We start from the raw sequence: 17365 nt of genomic DNA, 5'->3' as shown, positions 1-17365 counted from the left end.
ATATGCCAAGGGTGGCGCGCCCTCCACTCGGAAAGCGCGCCACCCTGACGGTTAGCACCTTAGCTTTGCGGTTTAGTACATACCGCCCATGCCGCCATCACCCTGCGCGGCCGGAGCCGGCGGTTCGGGCTTGTCCGCCACCACGGCTTCGGTGGTGAGGAAGAGGCCCGCGATGGACGCCGCGTTCTGCAGTGCCGAGCGAGTCACCTTGACCGGATCCATAACGCCCGCCTCCATGAGGTTGACGTATTCGCCGGTGGCCGCGTTGAGGCCCTCGCCCTTGGGGAGGTTGCGGACCTTCTCGGCCACCACGCCGCCCTCGAGGCCGGCGTTGCTGGCGATCTGCTTGAGCGGAGCTTCGATAGCGTAGCGCACGATGGCCGCGCCGGTTGCTTCGTCGCCCTCGAGCTTGAGGTCAGCGAAAGCTTCCTTACCGGCCTGGATAAGAGCCACGCCACCACCGGCGACGGTGCCTTCTTCCACGGCTGCCTTGGCGTTACGCACGGCATCCTCGATGCGGTGCTTGCGTTCCTTGAGTTCTACCTCGGTAGCCGCACCGGCCTTGATAATCGCCACGCCACCGGCAAGCTTGGCCAGGCGCTCCTGGAGCTTCTCGGTGTCGTATTCGGACGTGGAGTTCTCGATCTGGGTGCGGATCTGGGAAACGCGCCCGTCGATCTGCTCCTGGTCGCCAGCGCCGTCCACGATGGTGGTGTTTTCCTTGGTGACAACCACCTTGCGGGCACGGCCGAGGAGCGTGAGATCGGTGTTCTCAAGCTTGAGGCCAACCGATTCAGAGATGACCTGGCCGCCGGTGAGGATGGCCATATCCTGAAGCATTTCCTTGCGGCGATCACCGAAGCCCGGAGCCTTGACGGCCACGGAGCGGAAGGTGCCGCGAATCTTGTTGACCACGAGGGTGGCCAGCGCTTCGGATTCCACATCCTCAGCGATGATGAGGAGCGGGCGATCCGCCTGCATAACCTTTTCGAGAACCGGGAGGAGTTCCTTCTGGTTGGAGATCTTCGAATCCACGAAGAGGATGAAGGGATCTTCCAGAACGGCTTCCTGACGCTCGGCGTCGGTCACGAAGTAGGGGGAAAGGTAGCCCTTATCGAAGGACATACCTTCGGTGAGCTCAAGCTCCAGCTCCAGGCCGGAGGACTCTTCCACGGTGATAACGCCTTCCTTGCCGGCCTTATCCATGGCCTCGGCAATGACCTCACCAATTTCCTGGTCACCGGCCGAAATAGCGGCGGTGGAGGCGATTTCTTCGCGGGTATCAACTTCCTTCGCGTCCGCGAGGAGGCGCTCGGTCACGGCCTTAACCGCGGTATCGATGCCCTTCTTCAGCGCGATGGGGTTGGCGCCGGCGGCCACATTGCGCAGACCTTCCTGCACGAGAGCCTGCGCGAGAACCGTCGCGGTGGTGGTGCCGTCACCGGCGATGTCGTCAGTCTTCTTGGCAACTTCCTTGACGAGCTCAGCACCGATGCGCTCGTACGGATCTTCCAGCTCAATTTCCTTGGCGATGGACACGCCGTCATTCGTGATGGTGGGGGCGCCCCACTTCTTATCGAGAACGACGTTACGGCCCTTGGGTCCCAGCGTCACCTTGACGGTGTCCGCGAGGAGATTGAGGCCGCGCTCCATGGAGCGGCGTGCTTCCTCATCAAAAGCAATGGTCTTTGCCATGCGATATTCCTCCAGAATCACTGTGGCCGGTGCCCGCGACGGACGGCCTTCCGCGCGAAGCCTTTCTTCGCTCACGGTCAGCCTCACCAACCAGGTGGACTTATCACTCACATACTCGGAGTGCTAACAGAGATTCTGGCACTCTCACGGCTCGAGTGCAAGCTTTGGTTCAGGTACGACGACGCAGCAGCCACCCGCCAGAAAAGCGCGATATGCCCGCAATTCCGCGCGCCTCACCCCGGATTACCGCCCCGAACACTTGAGCGGAATACGCTCAACTTTTAGCGGCTGGCGAAGCCGGGAATCTTCGCGCGCGGTTCTTTAGCCGCGGGTATCTCCCACCAGCACAACGACGATGCTATCCCCGCTGGCACTGGCGTTTTCAACGAAATCGGTGATCCCCAGTTCCGCACCGATGGCCTCCACCGTGGGCAGATCGGCGGCCGCCGGATAGAAAATCTGGGAATGGGCCGGAGCGGCGTGCTGGTAGTTACCGATGGAGGTGGCGGTAAAGCCAGCCTCCGTGAGCTGGCTCTGGTGGGCCGCGGCATATCCGGAAATTCCGGAGGCGTTGAGGATGAGGGTAGAACGGCTGTGATCCACCTCAGCGGCCGGAGTGGGGGAAGCCGAAGGCGAGGCGGCTTCCGCGGGGTTCGGAGCCTGCGCCGCGGGCGCCTGGCTACTTTCCGCACCCGCGCCTTCGGTACCAGCTTCGGGCGCCGGCGTTGCGGACTGGGCCGGTGCGCTTACGCTCGGTTTCTGGGAGGGCGGCGCTACTGAAATCTGGTTCATTTTGACAATGCCGTACCCGAGAGCCGGGGCGAGAATGAGGATAGCGATAAGCGCGATCCACCACTTCACCGAGGATTCGCGCTTGCGGTGAGCCCCGCGGGTTGTGCGCTGGCGCGCCGCGATATCAAATTCGTCTACTGGGTACTTTCCTGCCACACGGCTAGCCTAGCTGTTTTCCGCCGCGACCGCCGCGTTCTTTATCGCGCAGATCCCGCAAGCGGGTAATAGCGCGCACCACATCCGGATACTCCACTTCAGCGCGCGGGTTATTGAGAATCCCGGAAAGGATCAGGTAGTAGCGGGTGGGAGTCATGCCGAGTGCCCGAATCGCCTCGGTTTTCGTGCGGTACGCGGCCCGCCAGCGCATCTCCGTGGTGAGGACGCGCAGCTCGTCGTCGTGCAATGCGGGCCCGGCACCGCGCAGGAAATCCTCCCAGGCGGCCTCGCGCTCGCGGCGCGCGGAATCCCCTTCCCCGCGCCCGCCTCCCGAGGGCGCTTCCGCAAAAGGAGGTTCTTCACTCCGGTACTCTGACACTATGCAGCCTCTTTCCGAGATCATCAGCCCCGATTGGGCGCGGGCTCTTGCCCCTGTTGAACCTATCATTCACGAGATGGGGACGTTCTTACGCGAGGAAAACGCGGCCGGGCGCGGCTATCTTCCCGCGGGCAAGAATGTGCTGCGTGCTTTCACGTATCCCCTCGATGCCGTCAAGGTGCTCATTGTGGGTCAGGACCCCTACCCCACTCCCGGGAATGCGGTGGGGCTCTCCTTTAGTGTGGCGCCGAATGTGGCCCCGCCGCGCTCGCTCGTCAATATTTTCCGAGAATTGCACGACGACGTTGGCGCCCCGCTTCCCAGCAGCGGTGACCTCACGCCGTGGTGCGAACAGGGCGTTATGCTCCTCAATAGGGTGCTGACCGTGACCCCGAATAACGCCAATTCCCATCGTGGGCGCGGCTGGGAAAAGGTCACCGATCACGCGATCCGCACTCTCGCGGCGCGCGGGAAGCCCCTGGTGGCGATTCTGTGGGGCCGTAACGCTCAGGAGCTACGCCCGCTACTGGGCGCTACCCCGGTGATTGCCAGCCCGCACCCGTCCCCGCTTTCAGCATCCCGCGGCTTCTTCGGCTCCAAGCCTTTCTCGCGGGCCAATGCACTTCTTGCCGAGCAGGGTGCCGCGCCGGTTGATTGGCGGCTACCCTAAAAACCCGCGCATATTAATTTACTAAGGCGTAGTATGAAACTAGGTGCGGACTATTTACCCGCATATCACGCCTTTCTCGATGCGGCGTCATTGCCGAAACCGCATCGGGAACATAATTTCCACGGGGGTACCCATGGCTAATCACGCATGTGTCTGGGGGCGTTTCGCCCTTGCTGCCGCGCTGGCCGGCGCCGGCATTTTCCTTCCCGCCACCGCGAAAGCCGGCGGGCCTGACCCGAGCCGCACCGTTATCGGAAACGTCGTGAATCCTACCGGCGGCGGGGTGAATTGCCGCGGCGGGGATACGTGCGTGGAGAAGGTGGGCGACGTCGCCCATGTGAGCTACACGATTCAGGTAGCCCGTCTGCTGGGTTCCTCGGATCATATCCAAAGCGCGCAGGGGGTGGCCGTTTTCGTCCCCACGGTGCTGGAGAACGTCACATTGACGGTCACCAGTGTTCCGGACCATGCCGCTCTCGAGGCCCGCCTGACGCAACCTGATTTCGATTGGGAGACGCGCTGGACGGTTCCCACCGTTCCGGTGAATCAGGAGTTGCCCATCTGGGAAGTACGCCGGGGTGAGGAAGGCGCGGTCATTGTCGATCCCGAGCTCAATCCCGGCCGGGACCCCGAAACTTTCCCCTGGTATCCCCATATCGGGCCGGATTTCGAGGATATGGATCTGGGTGTGTGGCATATGAAGGCCGATAGAGCCGTGTCCACAGATCCGCCGTCGTACCAGGCCTACGACGGCGTGGTCGGGAATATGGCCCTGTACGACGAATATTCTTTCGGGTTGCACGGTCCGGGTATCTACACGCTCCGGGTGGAAGGTGATGTGGCGGTGCAGTCGGAGGTGACTGTGCTTCCGGTGCGAGCCACGAATAAGCTGTGGAAATGTTCCCAGGAAGGTGGCGGTCCCGGATCGTATCTCGAGGGCTGCCAGAGCCTACAGGAATTCGAGTGGGGCCGCATGGGTGATCTACCCACGTATTCGCTCAGCGACCCGGCGGTCAATGCGGCTGCGCGCGAACGGGTGACGGATGCCGGATTGACCGGTTCGCCGCAGTGTGTCGCCACGAAGGAAAGCGGGCGCAGCGATCTTATCGGGACCGATATTGAGGGCGCGTTGGGTGCGGGCGATTGGTACGCCTACACCTATGCTCTCTACGCCAACCCCGCGGTCACGTATGACCTGAGCGGCATTGGGGAGGACGGTTGCGATCAAGCCGCCGCGGTGATCACGCTATGCGAGCAGCCGTCCCCGGAGCCTTCGCCAGAACCGTCATCTTCACCGGAACCGGAACCTAGCGACCGGAGCGTTCCCAGCCCGACGCCGCCCACGCCCGCGCCGCCGGCGCCTACACCCACCGCGCCGGCTATTATCAGCACTCCCACGGTCCCGAGCACTCCGAGCGTTCCCAGCTCACCGTCTTCGGTAAGCACGCCGCGCCCGCCGGTGAATATGCCCACGCCGCGCCCAACCTCGTTGCAACGCACCGGAGCGAGTTCTACTGCGGGCCTGGTACTCGCGGCATTGCTGGGCGGAGTCGGATTAGCACTCGCGGTGGGGCGGCGTCTCCAAGGCTAAAGCTGGCCCAAAATCCGTTTGCCGCTCCGGGCCCGCGCCCGGCTCCCTCCGATGCTGCTTCGTATTGCTACGAGCCCGCGCCGGTAATGGCGATGGTGCCAGGAGCAGCATCGAAATTACCGACAACCGCACCGATCTCGCATTGGGCCGGGTAGAGCGCGGAAACTGCGTGGCCGTCCGAACTGATGGTCACCGCCCCGGAACAGCGATCGGTGAAGCGCAGGTTCTTGGTATCCCCACCCGTGAGATCCGCGAGGATACTCGTCGGGGCACCGCTGGCGGGACTGGTGTAAAGCGGCGTCGTCACGTTCTCACCATTGGGCCACACCCCGATAATGCTGATGGGGATCGGCTGCCCCTGCTGGATCCGCGGAGGCACCGTGACTTTGACGGAGCGTAAGCGCTGGAGCGGATAGGCGGTAGACGTAGCTGTTTCGTCCCCGGCCGCCTTCGCAGTTGCCTCACTGACCTCCGTGAGCCACCGTGACAGTTCTTGTTCGTCTTCAGGAATGTAGTCGGAGCTCACCGTGGCGGTAATGGTCACCGGCTGCCCCACGGTAACGGTGGGAGCCGCGAGAGTCCAGGCGCAGCGGGCAGTGAGCGAGGTCGTCGCATTGGAATGCGGTTTGCCGGCCCGATCCCACACCACGTCGGCGCATTGCGGCGCCGCTGCCCCGCCTGTGCCCGGCGCGTTCTGCTTATCAGACTGATTCTTCGGGGCGTCCCCACCCTCGTCCTTGGGTTGCGGAGCGGGAAGTACCTCCAGCACATTGCCCGAAATCGGACTTTTCGCGGTTTTATATGTGACGGTGTAGTCGATAACCTGGCGTTGCGGATTCCACTTCGCCTCGCGCACAATCGACAGGCCGGAGGGAAGCGGATGGTCCTCCAGCCGCGCCTGGATCGGTTCGGTTGGGCCGGTATCGGCGCTTTCTGCCTGCGGCCACAGCATCCACACCACCCCGGCAATCGCTGCGATGAGCGTCACGGCGCCTAGAGTCACGAGCATCCAGTGCTCCCGTATAAAGCTCCCGATTTTTTCCCAGAAGCTCGGCTCATGTTCAACCACGGGCGCGGGCGCGTAGTTAAGGTCCAGTGCCGCGCCGGAACTAATAATGGTGGCCGACGGCGCAGCATCGAGCTCCGCTAAATTTTCATGGGAAAGGACGACGGCGGGGCGGGCCGGCGCTTCTTTCTCAGTATCGTTAGTCGAGCTCAGCGCAGCAGGGGTGAGCGCGGCGGCGCTGAAAGCACCGTCCAACATGGTGGCCGGATAAAAGGCCGGAGCAGAGGTGTTGATCTCCAGAGGGGCATGGCCGGCAGTTGCTTCCAGGCAGTCGGGTAGCCGTTCCAGCACTTCCGCGGCATTCGGCCGGGTATCCGGGTTCTTCCCGACCAGTTCATCAAGGAGCGCGGCGGTATTTTCTTCCAGGCCGGCCAATGGAGCAATTTTCTCCGTGAGGTGACGATGCGCAATGGTGAAAGGGTTGAGGCCCTCCCCTCCGAAGGGGGTGCGCCCGGTGAGCATCTCGTAGAGCATAATGCCCACCGCGTACATATCCACGCTCGGGGTGGCGCGCGCCTGCGCAATGAGTTCCGGGGCCATATAATCCGGGGTTCCCACGATGCTCGTGGTTTTTGAGCCGGTCCCGATAATCGCGGCAATACCGAAGTCTGTTACTTTGACGTTGAAACGGTCCTCCGCTTCGGTGCGCCCCCGCAGTTTTTTCCGCCCCGGAAGCACCCTATCTTTATCTTCGTGAGAGGCGGAGTCCGGCGTGTGCGCCGCGTCCGGTGCGAGCGCGGTCAAAATAATATTGTCCGGTTTAATATCGCGATGGACCACATCGCCCGCGTGTGCGCTCTGTAATGCTTCGACCACCTGGCGGGTGATAGCCAAGGCGTCCGCAGGTGCTAAGGGACCGCGTTCGGTAAGGTATTCACGCAGGTTGGGGCCCGGAGCGTACTCCATGACGATGCCGAGTTTCCCGCCGTCGGCCACCAGATCATGCACCCCGACAATATGGGGGTGGCTGAGCTGCGTGAGGACGGAACGTTCGGTAATGAAGCGCCGCAGAATTTCCGGGTCTCCCACGTATTCATCGCGCAGGAATTTAATGGCGACGCGAGTGCCATCGTCCTTACGTTCCCCCTCGTACACCACACCGGAGGCACCGCGACCGATGGGGCTGAGGGCGCGGTAGGATGCTCCGAAATCAAAAGCGGTACTCATGCGTCATCTCGCACGGTCACGGCTTGGATAAGGGTCGCGGTGCCGCCTTCGCAGGCATACCCGCGCCCTGCGGTCATTTTGACCGGGGAGCGGCGCGGGAGGCGCACGCCCAGGAGGTCGCCATCATAATCGCGGTTCGGATGGAGCAGAATACCCAATCGCGATTTACGCAACGTGGCCGTCCATTTACCGTAGGCGGAACGCAGGTCATCATTGCGGCCGGCCGCGATAATGAGGAGCTGCTGGTTGGCGGTGGCGAGGAGATCCTTGAGAGCGTCTTCCCCTTCTGTGATGTGGTGGGCGTCGTCGATCACAAGAATTGTGGGCGTGGTGCCCAGACCCGCCTCCGCCACCGCGGAGGGAACGTCCTCATGGTCATAAACAATATCGAAGACATCGCTACCGTGCAGCGGGGAGCGGCGCGAAGCCAGGCCGATAATCCGCAGGGGACTTCCGGCAGCCCGGGCATCGCCGGCAAGTTTTATGGCGATGCCCAGGAGCACGGAGCTTTTCCCGCTGCGGGCCGGGCCGGAAATGAGCATATGTTCCCCGGCGTAGGCTTCCAGGCAGTAATCGTGCAGGGTGGCTTCTTCCACTCCGACCGGGATAATCCAGGGCTCCCCCGTCAGCTGCGCGGTGGTGCTCAGATCGGATACTCGCAGGTCATCGCTCAGGCGCGCCACCACGGTGCTTTTCTCCACCGGCTGCCAGCGCGCTGCCACCGAGGCAATAGCCTGCTCGAGCGAGGCGGGAACGGTGGCCACATGCCCGTGGAGTTTCGTGACCGCGTCCACGTAGCGGCCCGGAACCTGGGCGGGGATGTTATCACGCGAGACCCCCACCAGGGAGTAGTCATAAGAATCAGCCAGGCGATAGAGCCATTTCTGGGTGGTGACTTCATCGACTGCCGCAGGAATTGCTTTGAGGCGCGAGGTAGCACCCGCCATGTGGATGCCTACGCCCGGCCCCTTACCCCACACCTGGTAGAGACCTTCGAGGAGTTCCATACCTTCCGCATCATCGTATTCTTCACGCAGGGTGGCAAAAGAATCGATAAAGACGTAAATATCGGAATATTCTCCCGGGTCCGTGGTGCGTTTATCGTATTCGGTGCGCAGGTAGCGCAGCAGGCGCTGCTGAAGTTCGCGATTGGCTTTGCCCGGCCCGGCGTAACCAATGGAATGGGGCAGTTCGTGGAGGGGTTCCAGGCCGCGCCCACCCAGGTCGAGGTAAAGAAAATCCGTGGTGGCCGGGTCGGATGTTGCCGCGATCACGAGGGCGAGGGATTGCAGCGTCGTCGTTGTTCCCGAACCGGGAATGCCGGCGAGCATAAGATTCCCCTCCGCGGGCCGCCAGCCAGCCGGGATTTGGCGCTGGTGGCTGGGATCATCAGCCAGGGCCACAGCAACGGTATCCCCACCCTCGGTTACGCGAATATTGGCCACCCCTGCGCGCGGGGTATCGGTATCGAGAAGCAGATCCACGCGTTCGCCCAGCGGTTCGGGCCACACGGGACGCGGGGTACCAAAGCCCGCGGCACGGTGGGCTTCTTGAATGGCGCGAATAAGAAGATCGACGTCGGATTCTTCGTCCCCGGCACGGGCCACGGTGTGATCGGGCAGCGGCCCGCCCAGCTCAATTTCGTCCACGTGAAGATCGGTGGATTGGGCGGCGTCGCTTATGCCGGTGACGAGCGCGGTTTGAATGGGGTGAATATCCTCTTCCCCAAGTTTGATATAGGCGCGCCCGCGCTGTTCGCGACCGATGCTGGAGGCGTGCGGCACCCCGATAACATTCGAGGAATCATCGCGTGATTGCACACGCAGAGCCACCCGCATATTGGTATTCGCGAGGATGTCATCATTGACAACGCCAGCCGGGCGCTGGGTAGCGAGCACCATATGTACACCGAGGGTACGCCCCACCGCGCCGATGGAAACCAGGGAGGAGAGCACGTCCGGGTACTCTTTCGCGAGCTGCGCGAATTCATCGACGACGACGAGAATGCGCGGCATGGGCTCGCTAGGGTTCGTTGCCAAGTAGTTATCGAGGTTGTCCACGCCTTCCCCGGCGGCCGCGAAGCACTGCTGACGGTAGAGCATCTCAGCTTCTAGGGCACGCAGAGCGCGGTAAGCCAGGGAGGGCTCCAGGTTCGAGAGAGTGCCGATGGTGTGCGGGAGCTGGTCGAGAGTGGCGAAGGCAGCCCCGCCCTTGAAATCAACAAGGATGAAGGTGAGGTGCTGGGGGTCTACCCGGGCGGCGAGCCCGGCAACCATGGTGCGCAGCATTTCCGATTTACCTGAACCGGTGGTGCCACCCACGAGGCCGTGCGGCCCATCCCGAACCATATCCAGCCAGTACGTACCATCTTCGGATACGCCTAGCGGGAAGCGGAACCCCTTGTTGTTCTGCCACAGTTGGGTGATATCCGCACTGGTCATATCGCGGGAAAGCCCGAGCAAACCGAGAAGGTGAACGAGGGGAGGTAGGGCCGCGCCGGCGTCTCGCACTTCCGGATCGTCGAAGAGGGAGAGTGAACGCGCCCACTCTTCCAGGCGCGGCTCGGTGGACACCGCCCCGGCGATATGCTCGATGGTGATGTCCTCGGAGGGGATACTCAGAATCAGCTCTGCCCCGGGTTTTGCCTCGATCACACTATGGCAAGAAGCGGGGAGCTGTTCGGGGCGGGTAGCCAACACGATACCGCTTACTTCTTTGGCTTTCTGGGAACCGGTCACATCCTCCCCGCGGTACGCGAGAAGGTCACGGGCCGGGCAATCGCGGCCTTCCAGGAGCGCAACATCATCAATAACGAGGAAGAGGGATGCTGAAGGTAAGCCGTTGAGGCCATCGCGCAGGCCGCGCAGCATCGTTTGGGCCGGGGTGCGTTCGAAAGCGAGATGGCGGTTATTCGGGTTAGCTCCGCCCACGCGGGTATGGGGCAGCCAGGCGCACCAGCGCCAGTGTTCGGAACGAGCCCGGTCCGTGGCGACCGCGATTGTCACATCGGCCGGACCGGAGAGGGTGGCTAGTTGGGTCACCAGGGAACGCGCCAACGCCAGGGCTTCGTCACGCTCACCCCAGATCCCTACCGGGCCCTTGGTGAAATCCACCCGAACCGGGGCTGCGGGGATGCGGGCCAGGTCGAGCACCTCGCGCACCCGCGGCTCCGGTTTGGTGCTGGCATTTTCCAGCGGGACCTCGAAGGGAACCGGCCCGGTACCAATCTGGGCGCTGCCGAAATCGAAATGATCGGAGCGCACCTGCCACAGGCGCGGCCCGCCACGCCGGGCTTGTTCGGCCAGCTCATGCTGGTAGGGAGTTTGGGAGCGCATGCGGGAGCGTTCCACCAGGGCCGCTTTGCCAATATCCACGGTGAAATCCTGGAGCGCGGCCACGAACTTTTCTTCTTCTTCGATTTTGCTCTTCTTGGAGCGGCGTTTCTGTTCAATAAAAGAACCTATGGCGATAACCGGGGAGAAAAGCGCGATGAGGGCGAAGCGGAAGGAACCAAGAACCGCTACGAGCACCACGGCCATGAAAATCGGAGCCAGGATCGCAGCCCAGGAGAGCCGACCGGGCTTTTCCGGAGTTTTCTTTTCCGGTGCTTCGAGTTGTTTAGGGTGGGCGGGCAGGGCCCGGCGCGGGGGACGGTTAAAAGCGACCGTGGAGACGGCGGTGAGCACGCCGTTAGCCGCGTCGTCGTTCTGGTGAGAGCCCTCCTCATCACGCCGAACCGCTTCGAGGTAGAAGGCCCCGATGCCGATAATGTCGCCGGGGTGCAATTCGGTGGCGCCTTCTTCCCCCTTCAGGGCCGCACCGTCCAGGATGGTTCCGTTCGAGGAGTTATCGTCACTCATCCACAGGCCATCCTCGCGTACTTCCACGAGGCAATGCGACCACGAAACCGTGGGGGAATTAAGGTGGATATCGGCTTGCGGACTGCGGCCAATGCGCAGGGTGCGACCCGCGGGGAGGGAAATATAGCGCCCGGTATCCGGCCCCGCGGTGATGATGAAGCCCCATTCATCGGTGGGATGCTCCGGTTCGACGGCGGAGATGACGCTCCCCTCGTGCACCCCGGCGCGGGCCAGGGTGGTGGAGGGAGTGACCGCTACGCCATCCACCCACACGGTGGCCCATTCGCGCCGGTCGAGGTGGGCGCCGTCGAGAATATCCCCGACGCGCGTCTCCTCTGTCACGTTTGTCAGAGAAAACAACCGATCCGAGTGATCGCTCCTAATGACAATACGCATATCGTTATCCGCTGTGCCTTTACCTTCAGGGGCCACGCCTGGGGAATGCGGGCGGCCCGCTCCGCTTTTTCTTCGGGTTGCTCCTTAGCGCACGGCCTCAGAAGAAATCCATTCGATGCGCCCGTCCACGATGGCCGCTTGCACCGGGCACGGCCCGTCGGTCTGGCCGCCAGCCCCGTTGCCCTTGCCGCCGGCACCGCAGCGCGCCACCCGTTCGGTTCCCGCTACCGCGGCTTCGTGTGCTTCGGGGGTGGTGAGGGCCTGCGTGATCTTGGCCGGGTCGGTGGAGTCGGCTACCGCAGCGGCCGCCACGAAGCTGAGAACCGCATCGTGGCTGAGGCCGTCCGCGTACTGCCAGCGTGCGCTGAACTCGGTGTCATCTCGCAAGGAGGGAAGTGCGCCGTTGGTGCGCATCACTTCCACGGCCTGAAGGAAACCGCCGGCCGGTAGTCCGCTGGCATCCGGTGAGGTGAGGGATAGTCCGCCCGGGGTGGGGAATCCGTAGCTGTAGATACCGGCAATCGGGGTGTGCGCATCGGTAAGGCCCGTGCTCAGCACGCCATTAAAAGCTTCCGGCCCCACCAAAATCGGGCCATCGTATCGCGCCCCGCGCAAGCCGGTGATCTGCTGGGCGATCGTGGATGCCGGAGCGTCAATAACCACGCAGGGATTGGGCCGCCCCAGGGTTGCTTCAAGCACCTGGGCGCTCACGGTGGCCGGTTCGGCCAGGCCGATGTGGGCATCTACCCCGCGCACTCCCCGCACCCCGTTAGCAAGTTCTCCGCCCACCGAAACCACGGTGGAACACTGGAGGTCACCGAGCTGGTTGGTCAGCCCGGTGATCCAGCCACCCGCGGTGGGAAGCCGATAGTGTGCACCCTCGGGCACGTTGGCGGAGGGCTGAAGTTGGTAGGGGAAGATAATGGGAAGCCCGGCATCGGCAGCCGCGTTCGCGAGCGCCAGGGTGTGGCTACCGGTAGTCAGGGCGATGACCCCAGAAACATCACTATCGGATAATTCGGTGATGGCGGCGCGGGCGCCGTCGTCACTGCCCTGATCGGAAACGGTCACAAGCTCCACTGGGGTGCCGCCCTGCGCGAGGCGCCATTGCGCCACTCGCACGCCTTCACCGCTGAGGTCCCAGCCCGGTCCCTGGGTGAGATCTTCCGTATAGGATACGACGACGCCGAGCTTGAGCCCCTCGGGAGCATTCTCCACGGCGAGCTCCACGGATGCCGGCGGGAATGCCTCGAAATCGGGGTCTTCGGTCGTCCGCGCCTTTTCGGATTGGTACCGGAAGAACCAGACCAGGACCGCGAGAAGGGCGAGCAGCAGAAGAGTCGCGAGAATACCGAATGCGGTACGGCGCCGATCACGAATGGATTCGCTGCCCGCCGGGTAGGCCCCCGGGGATTGCGTATCGGCCTCGGTGTGCTTGGCGGATTCGCTCACTTTTCCTCCTCGGTAGGAATGACGTGGAAGGAGTACATTCCGATTTCCGCGTTACCGGTTGCCGGTAGCGTGGGCAACTGTTCAAGGCGGGCCAGGGAGGCGCGCAGCCGTGCGGCCCCGAAGGCATCCGCCCCGAGTGCCGAACGGTACCCGGATTGAATGGTTGTGGTGGTCGCGGTGGAATCGCTGAGCTTGGCATCGGCAATTCCAAGGTGCCCTTCGGAGGTTTTCATTGCTCCGAGCAGACCGCCCCCACCGGGGGTATTGGTCCCGATATCCGCGAGCACGTTCACGAGGTCCTGCATGATGAGGGCGGAAACGGCATCCGAATTGGTGACGGCGTTGCGGCTGGTTGCGCTCACGGTTGTACTGTTCTCATCCATGAGTTGGCTGGTTTCCGCATCGAGGGTCTTATTAGCATCCGTAATAAGACCGGTGGTGCTCCGCACCGCTCGGGATCCGGTATCGCGCAGGTTCCCGGAGAAGACCGTCAGCTGATTGGATACGCTATCGAAAATTGCGCTGGAGGAACGTTCTGTGCGGTCCCGCGCGGTAGAGACCCCGGTGTAGAGGCGGTCACGATTGGTAGTGCCCGTTTCGTCGGCACGGGTCTTTGATTTTCCAACGAAGCCGTCTAGCTCCGTGGCGAAGGCATCCAATTCTCCCACTACGTCACGGGCCAGCGGGGCCAGATCTGCGTAGATATTAACGGTTGTGGCGATGTTCTTATTGAGTTCATCGACCATCTGGGCGAGTTGTGCGGTGCGGTCCTTGCGCTGATCATCGAGGCGGGCACGTTCGGTATCCAGATCGGTGAGGATCTGCTGGGATTGCGTGAGGCCCTCGCGTAGCTGCGTGAGCCCGGCAATTGCCTCCGGCTGATTCGTTCCGCTCACCGATTGGGTGGCTTCCATAATTGAGGTGATGTGATCGCGGGTTTCCTGCCCGAGGAAACGTACAGATTCGCGATATTTGCCCGCCCGGTTGCCGATCATTCCCGCGGTATGCGGACATTCAGCGCCGGTGAGATCACGAACAACTCCCCGCACGGTCTTCTTATCGAGCTTGGGATTGGCGATAGGATCCTCGGCGCCAACCGCGCGGGTGAGGCCCGCGTCAATACACATGGATTCCGTGATCTCCGTGAGGCGCTTGTCCTGGGCTTGATTGCGTTCAAAAGCCTTTCCGGCTTCCGCATTCACCCGCGCAAATTCCTTATCCAGGGTATCCACGAGCTTGAGGGCAGCATCGAAACGCTTCTTGAGTTCGTCAATATAGGGCGTCATGGGTGCGCTGGAATCCACCGTTTCGGGCGGGATCACTTGGGGCGCAGCCGCGCTGGGTGCCGTGCTGGGTGCCGGCGAACTAGAAGGCGCGGGAGCCGCGCTTGGTTCCGACCCCGCACTCGGTTCCGACCCCGCACTCGGTTCGGGCGAACCAGAAGGTTCGGTTCCCGGAAGCGCCGGGACGCTGGGGGCAAGCTCCGGCGTGGGTGCCGGCTGCGGCAGGCGGCCCTCATGCTGGTAGATCTGGAGATCTTTCGCGAGGGCATTCACGCTGCGCAGCGCGCCATCCAATTGCTCCACGGTATCCAGGTTTTTGTGCTGGGAGCCGCCCCGCAGCTGCGTCACAAGTTCCTCACCTTCGGCACGCACCTGGTTGCTCAGCTCATTCAGATCGTGGTGGGCGCTGAGAATCGTGCAGGTCAAGGTGGTGGCAACGGCCGGATTTGCGCAGTCTTCCGGGGAGGGATTTTGCGGTCCGAGGATGCTATCCAGATCGGAAAGAATATGTTCTTGGCAGCGGGTGGTGGTGGCGCTCAGTGCTTCCAAACGGGCTGAGAGACCGTTGATAACCCCGTATACCCCACCGGCCGGAATTACTTCTTCCGGGTTGGTGACGGTGGGCAGGTCATCGCCCGCGGCCGGACCACTGGGCTTGGGCGCCGGCGAAAGCGTGGCCATGGGGATGGAGCTTGCGGTTGGCCTGGGGCTGGGATCCCCGTTCGGGAGGGTAGGCCACGGCGAAGGCGCGGCACCCGTACCCGCAGAAGCGGAAGGCGAAGGGACCGGGGATGCCGAAGCGCTCGGCCCCTCCCCCGGGCTGGGAGCCGCCGGGCTCGGCGTAGCCGGCAGATCTTCTTCCAGACCGAAGTTGATTTCGCAGGTATCGGGGTTGATATCGATACGCGGCCGCGGAGCATCCGGGTTACCCAAAAGGGTACGCACGGTGGCGGTTGTTTCCGCCAGCGAGCTAGACATGGTGGAGCCCGTGCTGGCGAAGAGGCTGTTGAGGCGCGATTCCAGGCTCTCCAGCGTGGATGAGACGGATTGCGCCGAATTCTCAATGCGCCCGCGTGACATCTCCAAATCCCGGATAGTGCGCGAACCGATGGAACCACCGGCGTTGGCGAGCATGGCACGCGCATCCTCCAGGGCGGTTCCGGAATCCGCGAGGATATCCGCGGATTCTTGCAGGGTACGGATCGTTTGGGAAACGAGCAGTGTTTCCTCACGTTGCTTGCGCGAATCCGGGTTGATTCCGAAGCCTGGCTGCGTCGCAATATTAATAACGGGCGTGACGAAATCCTGCGCCTCAACAACCAACGTGAAATGCAGCAGAGAGGTGGTGGACCCTACTCCGGTAAGTCCAGCCCACTGCACCGTGGTGGTACCGCGGTCATTAACGGCGACGACGCCGTTGGTTGCTACGCCTTCACCGCCGGCCTGGGGAGTCCGAACGGCTTCGGGGGCGATCCCGGGCAATTCCACACCGGCAGCAACCGACATCGGGGTGGCCACCAGGACCTCGTGACTAACCGCGCGCCCGTCAACATCGGCATTCACCCGCTCCAATTTACCTGTGACATTTTGCACAGTCACATCGATGCGAACCGGGCCGGTAGCGCCTGCAACACTGCTGGCATCCGAGGTGGTGATCCCGTTAAAGGTGTAGGAGGTCACCACCCGGATGGGGAGCTCTCCACCGGCGGCTGCCGGATCAATACGATGGCCATCACCGCCGGCCATCGCCGTGATAGCTCCGTCGCCGCCCACCTGGATCGTAACAACTCCAGGATCGGCCTGAGCCGGGACGGCCACCGCTACCCCGGCCACGGCCAGAGCGGGAACCGCCAAGGCCAGAAGCGCTGGCCGGCATCGCTTCACAAAGTTGCGGACAGGAAACATTGGGCGCCTTTCGTAGTGTGGTGAGCGCATGACGGCCACACCCTATCACCATGCGATGACATATTTCCGCGGCTTAAACCGCGCCAGAAAGCCGTTTCCCGGGAGTTTGATTTTTATTAACCTTGGGGGCACATACTATGCGAATTTACCTTCACCGCGCGGTTCCACCCGGCCGGAAAGGCGCCGTCGTCGTTATATTCCACCGCAGAGCAGTAAAGCCCGCGAGAAGATTAACGCAAGCCCACCACCACCCACGAAAATGTTATCGATTTGTAACATTTCGCGTTACGGAGTATTTACCCAGGGTCAGTAGCGTCAAAAGCGTCGATGGCTAGACATGACAATGTCGCCCTGTCGGCACTGTCAGAACTCTTCTCTACCCAATAAAGGAGACCAATCATGGCTCGTGTTCTTACATCCAGTGAAGCCAAGCAGGCCATTCAGCAGATGCAGTCCATTATTAACGGTGGCCTGACCGATCAGATTTCGCAGCTCGATACCCAGGGTCAGACTCTCTCGGATGCGAATGTGTGGGACGGTCCGCTCGCTCAGCAGTTCCGCGGTGATGTGTGGCCGCAGACCAAGTCGGCTCTGGACAAGGCCAAGCAGGAGCTTGAAGATCTGCGTAACCAGCTCGACCAGATCTCGACCAATATCTTCACCGCCGGCGGCGGCGAGTAAGCACCACACCACCACCCAGTCCGATTTGCGCGCAATCCGGGCGGTTCACCGCATTTGCGTGTCACCACGCGGCGGACCGCCCGGATCGTGCGTTCCCCTTATGTCGTGTTTCTTCCCTATGGCTTCTTTCTCCTCTATGGCTTCTTCATCGCTCGCCCTGTCTCGCCTCGCCACCACAGCACACTGTCCCGTGCCCCGCGAGGTGCTCACACCGAGCGCGCGAAACACAGCTTGCCCAGCCCGGATGTCGATTTACAACGATAGGTAGTTCC

10 protein-coding genes are annotated in these 17365 nt (G+C 62.5%); 3 read left to right on the top strand and 7 right to left on the bottom strand.

What is annotated here, in order from left to right; all coding sequences use genetic code 11:
• Window positions 1-72: 72 nt before the first annotated feature.
• The 3 genes from groL to ACTFPK_RS05590 form a co-directional block, all read right to left on the bottom strand.
• Window positions 73-1695, bottom strand: coding sequence for a chaperonin GroEL (groL, locus tag ACTFPK_RS05600; RefSeq protein WP_016443292.1), 1623 nt, complete (start codon window positions 1693-1695; stop codon window positions 73-75).
• A 321-nt stretch (window positions 1696-2016) separates the two neighbouring features.
• Window positions 2017-2643: a LytR C-terminal domain-containing protein gene (locus ACTFPK_RS05595; RefSeq protein WP_274733381.1), complete on the bottom strand. Its 627-nt coding sequence runs from the start codon at window positions 2641-2643 to the stop codon at window positions 2017-2019.
• Window positions 2644-2647: 4 nt separating this feature from the next.
• The gene (locus ACTFPK_RS05590) at window positions 2648-3022 is read right to left on the bottom strand and encodes a DUF3263 domain-containing protein (protein ID WP_274733379.1); all 375 of its coding nucleotides are present in this window, start codon (window positions 3020-3022) and stop codon (window positions 2648-2650) included.
• A 1-nt stretch (window position 3023) separates the two neighbouring features.
• Between ACTFPK_RS05590 and ACTFPK_RS05585 the strand changes: the two genes are divergently transcribed.
• Window positions 3024-3692, top strand: coding sequence for a uracil-DNA glycosylase (locus ACTFPK_RS05585; RefSeq protein ID WP_274733378.1), 669 nt, complete (start codon window positions 3024-3026; stop codon window positions 3690-3692).
• A 133-nt stretch (window positions 3693-3825) separates the two neighbouring features.
• Entirely contained in the window at window positions 3826-5283 is a 1458-nt protein-coding gene (locus tag ACTFPK_RS05580; RefSeq protein WP_274733377.1) for a hypothetical protein, read from the top strand.
• A gap of 67 nt (window positions 5284-5350) precedes the next feature.
• Here ACTFPK_RS05580 and ACTFPK_RS05575 read toward each other — a convergent pair whose 3' ends face one another.
• The 4 genes from ACTFPK_RS05575 to ACTFPK_RS05560 all read right to left on the bottom strand — a co-directional run bounded on the left by ACTFPK_RS05575 (window position 5351) and on the right by ACTFPK_RS05560 (window position 16361).
• Window positions 5351-7516, bottom strand: a complete 2166-nt coding sequence (locus tag ACTFPK_RS05575; protein ID WP_274733375.1) for a serine/threonine-protein kinase — start codon at window positions 7514-7516, stop codon at window positions 5351-5353.
• A complete protein-coding gene (locus ACTFPK_RS05570; RefSeq protein WP_274733373.1) occupies window positions 7513-11718 on the bottom strand; it encodes an FtsK/SpoIIIE domain-containing protein in 4206 nt (1401 codons plus the stop codon). The genes ACTFPK_RS05575 and ACTFPK_RS05570 overlap by 4 nt, the downstream gene beginning before the upstream one ends.
• Window positions 11719-11856: 138 nt before the next feature.
• Complete coding sequence (locus tag ACTFPK_RS05565) at window positions 11857-13224, bottom strand: ABC transporter substrate-binding protein (RefSeq protein WP_279058509.1); 1368 nt, start codon at window positions 13222-13224, stop codon at window positions 11857-11859.
• Window positions 13221-16361, bottom strand: a complete 3141-nt coding sequence (locus tag ACTFPK_RS05560) for a hypothetical protein (protein WP_311376864.1) — start codon at window positions 16359-16361, stop codon at window positions 13221-13223. The genes ACTFPK_RS05565 and ACTFPK_RS05560 overlap by 4 nt, the downstream gene beginning before the upstream one ends.
• Window positions 16362-16811: 450 nt before the next feature.
• On the opposite strand from ACTFPK_RS05560, the gene ACTFPK_RS05555 reads away from it, so the two are divergent.
• Window positions 16812-17093, top strand: coding sequence for a pyrophosphorylase (locus tag ACTFPK_RS05555; protein WP_087070350.1), 282 nt, complete (start codon window positions 16812-16814; stop codon window positions 17091-17093).
• Window positions 17094-17365: the final 272 nt, after the last annotated feature.

The sequence above is a fragment of the Actinotignum sp. UMB0459 genome (assembly GCF_051905915.1).
Taxonomy (GTDB): Bacteria; Actinomycetota; Actinomycetes; order Actinomycetales; family Actinomycetaceae; genus Actinotignum; species Actinotignum sanguinis.
The sequence above is the reverse complement of the archived record's forward strand: the minus strand, read 5'-3'. Positions and strand labels throughout refer to the sequence as shown.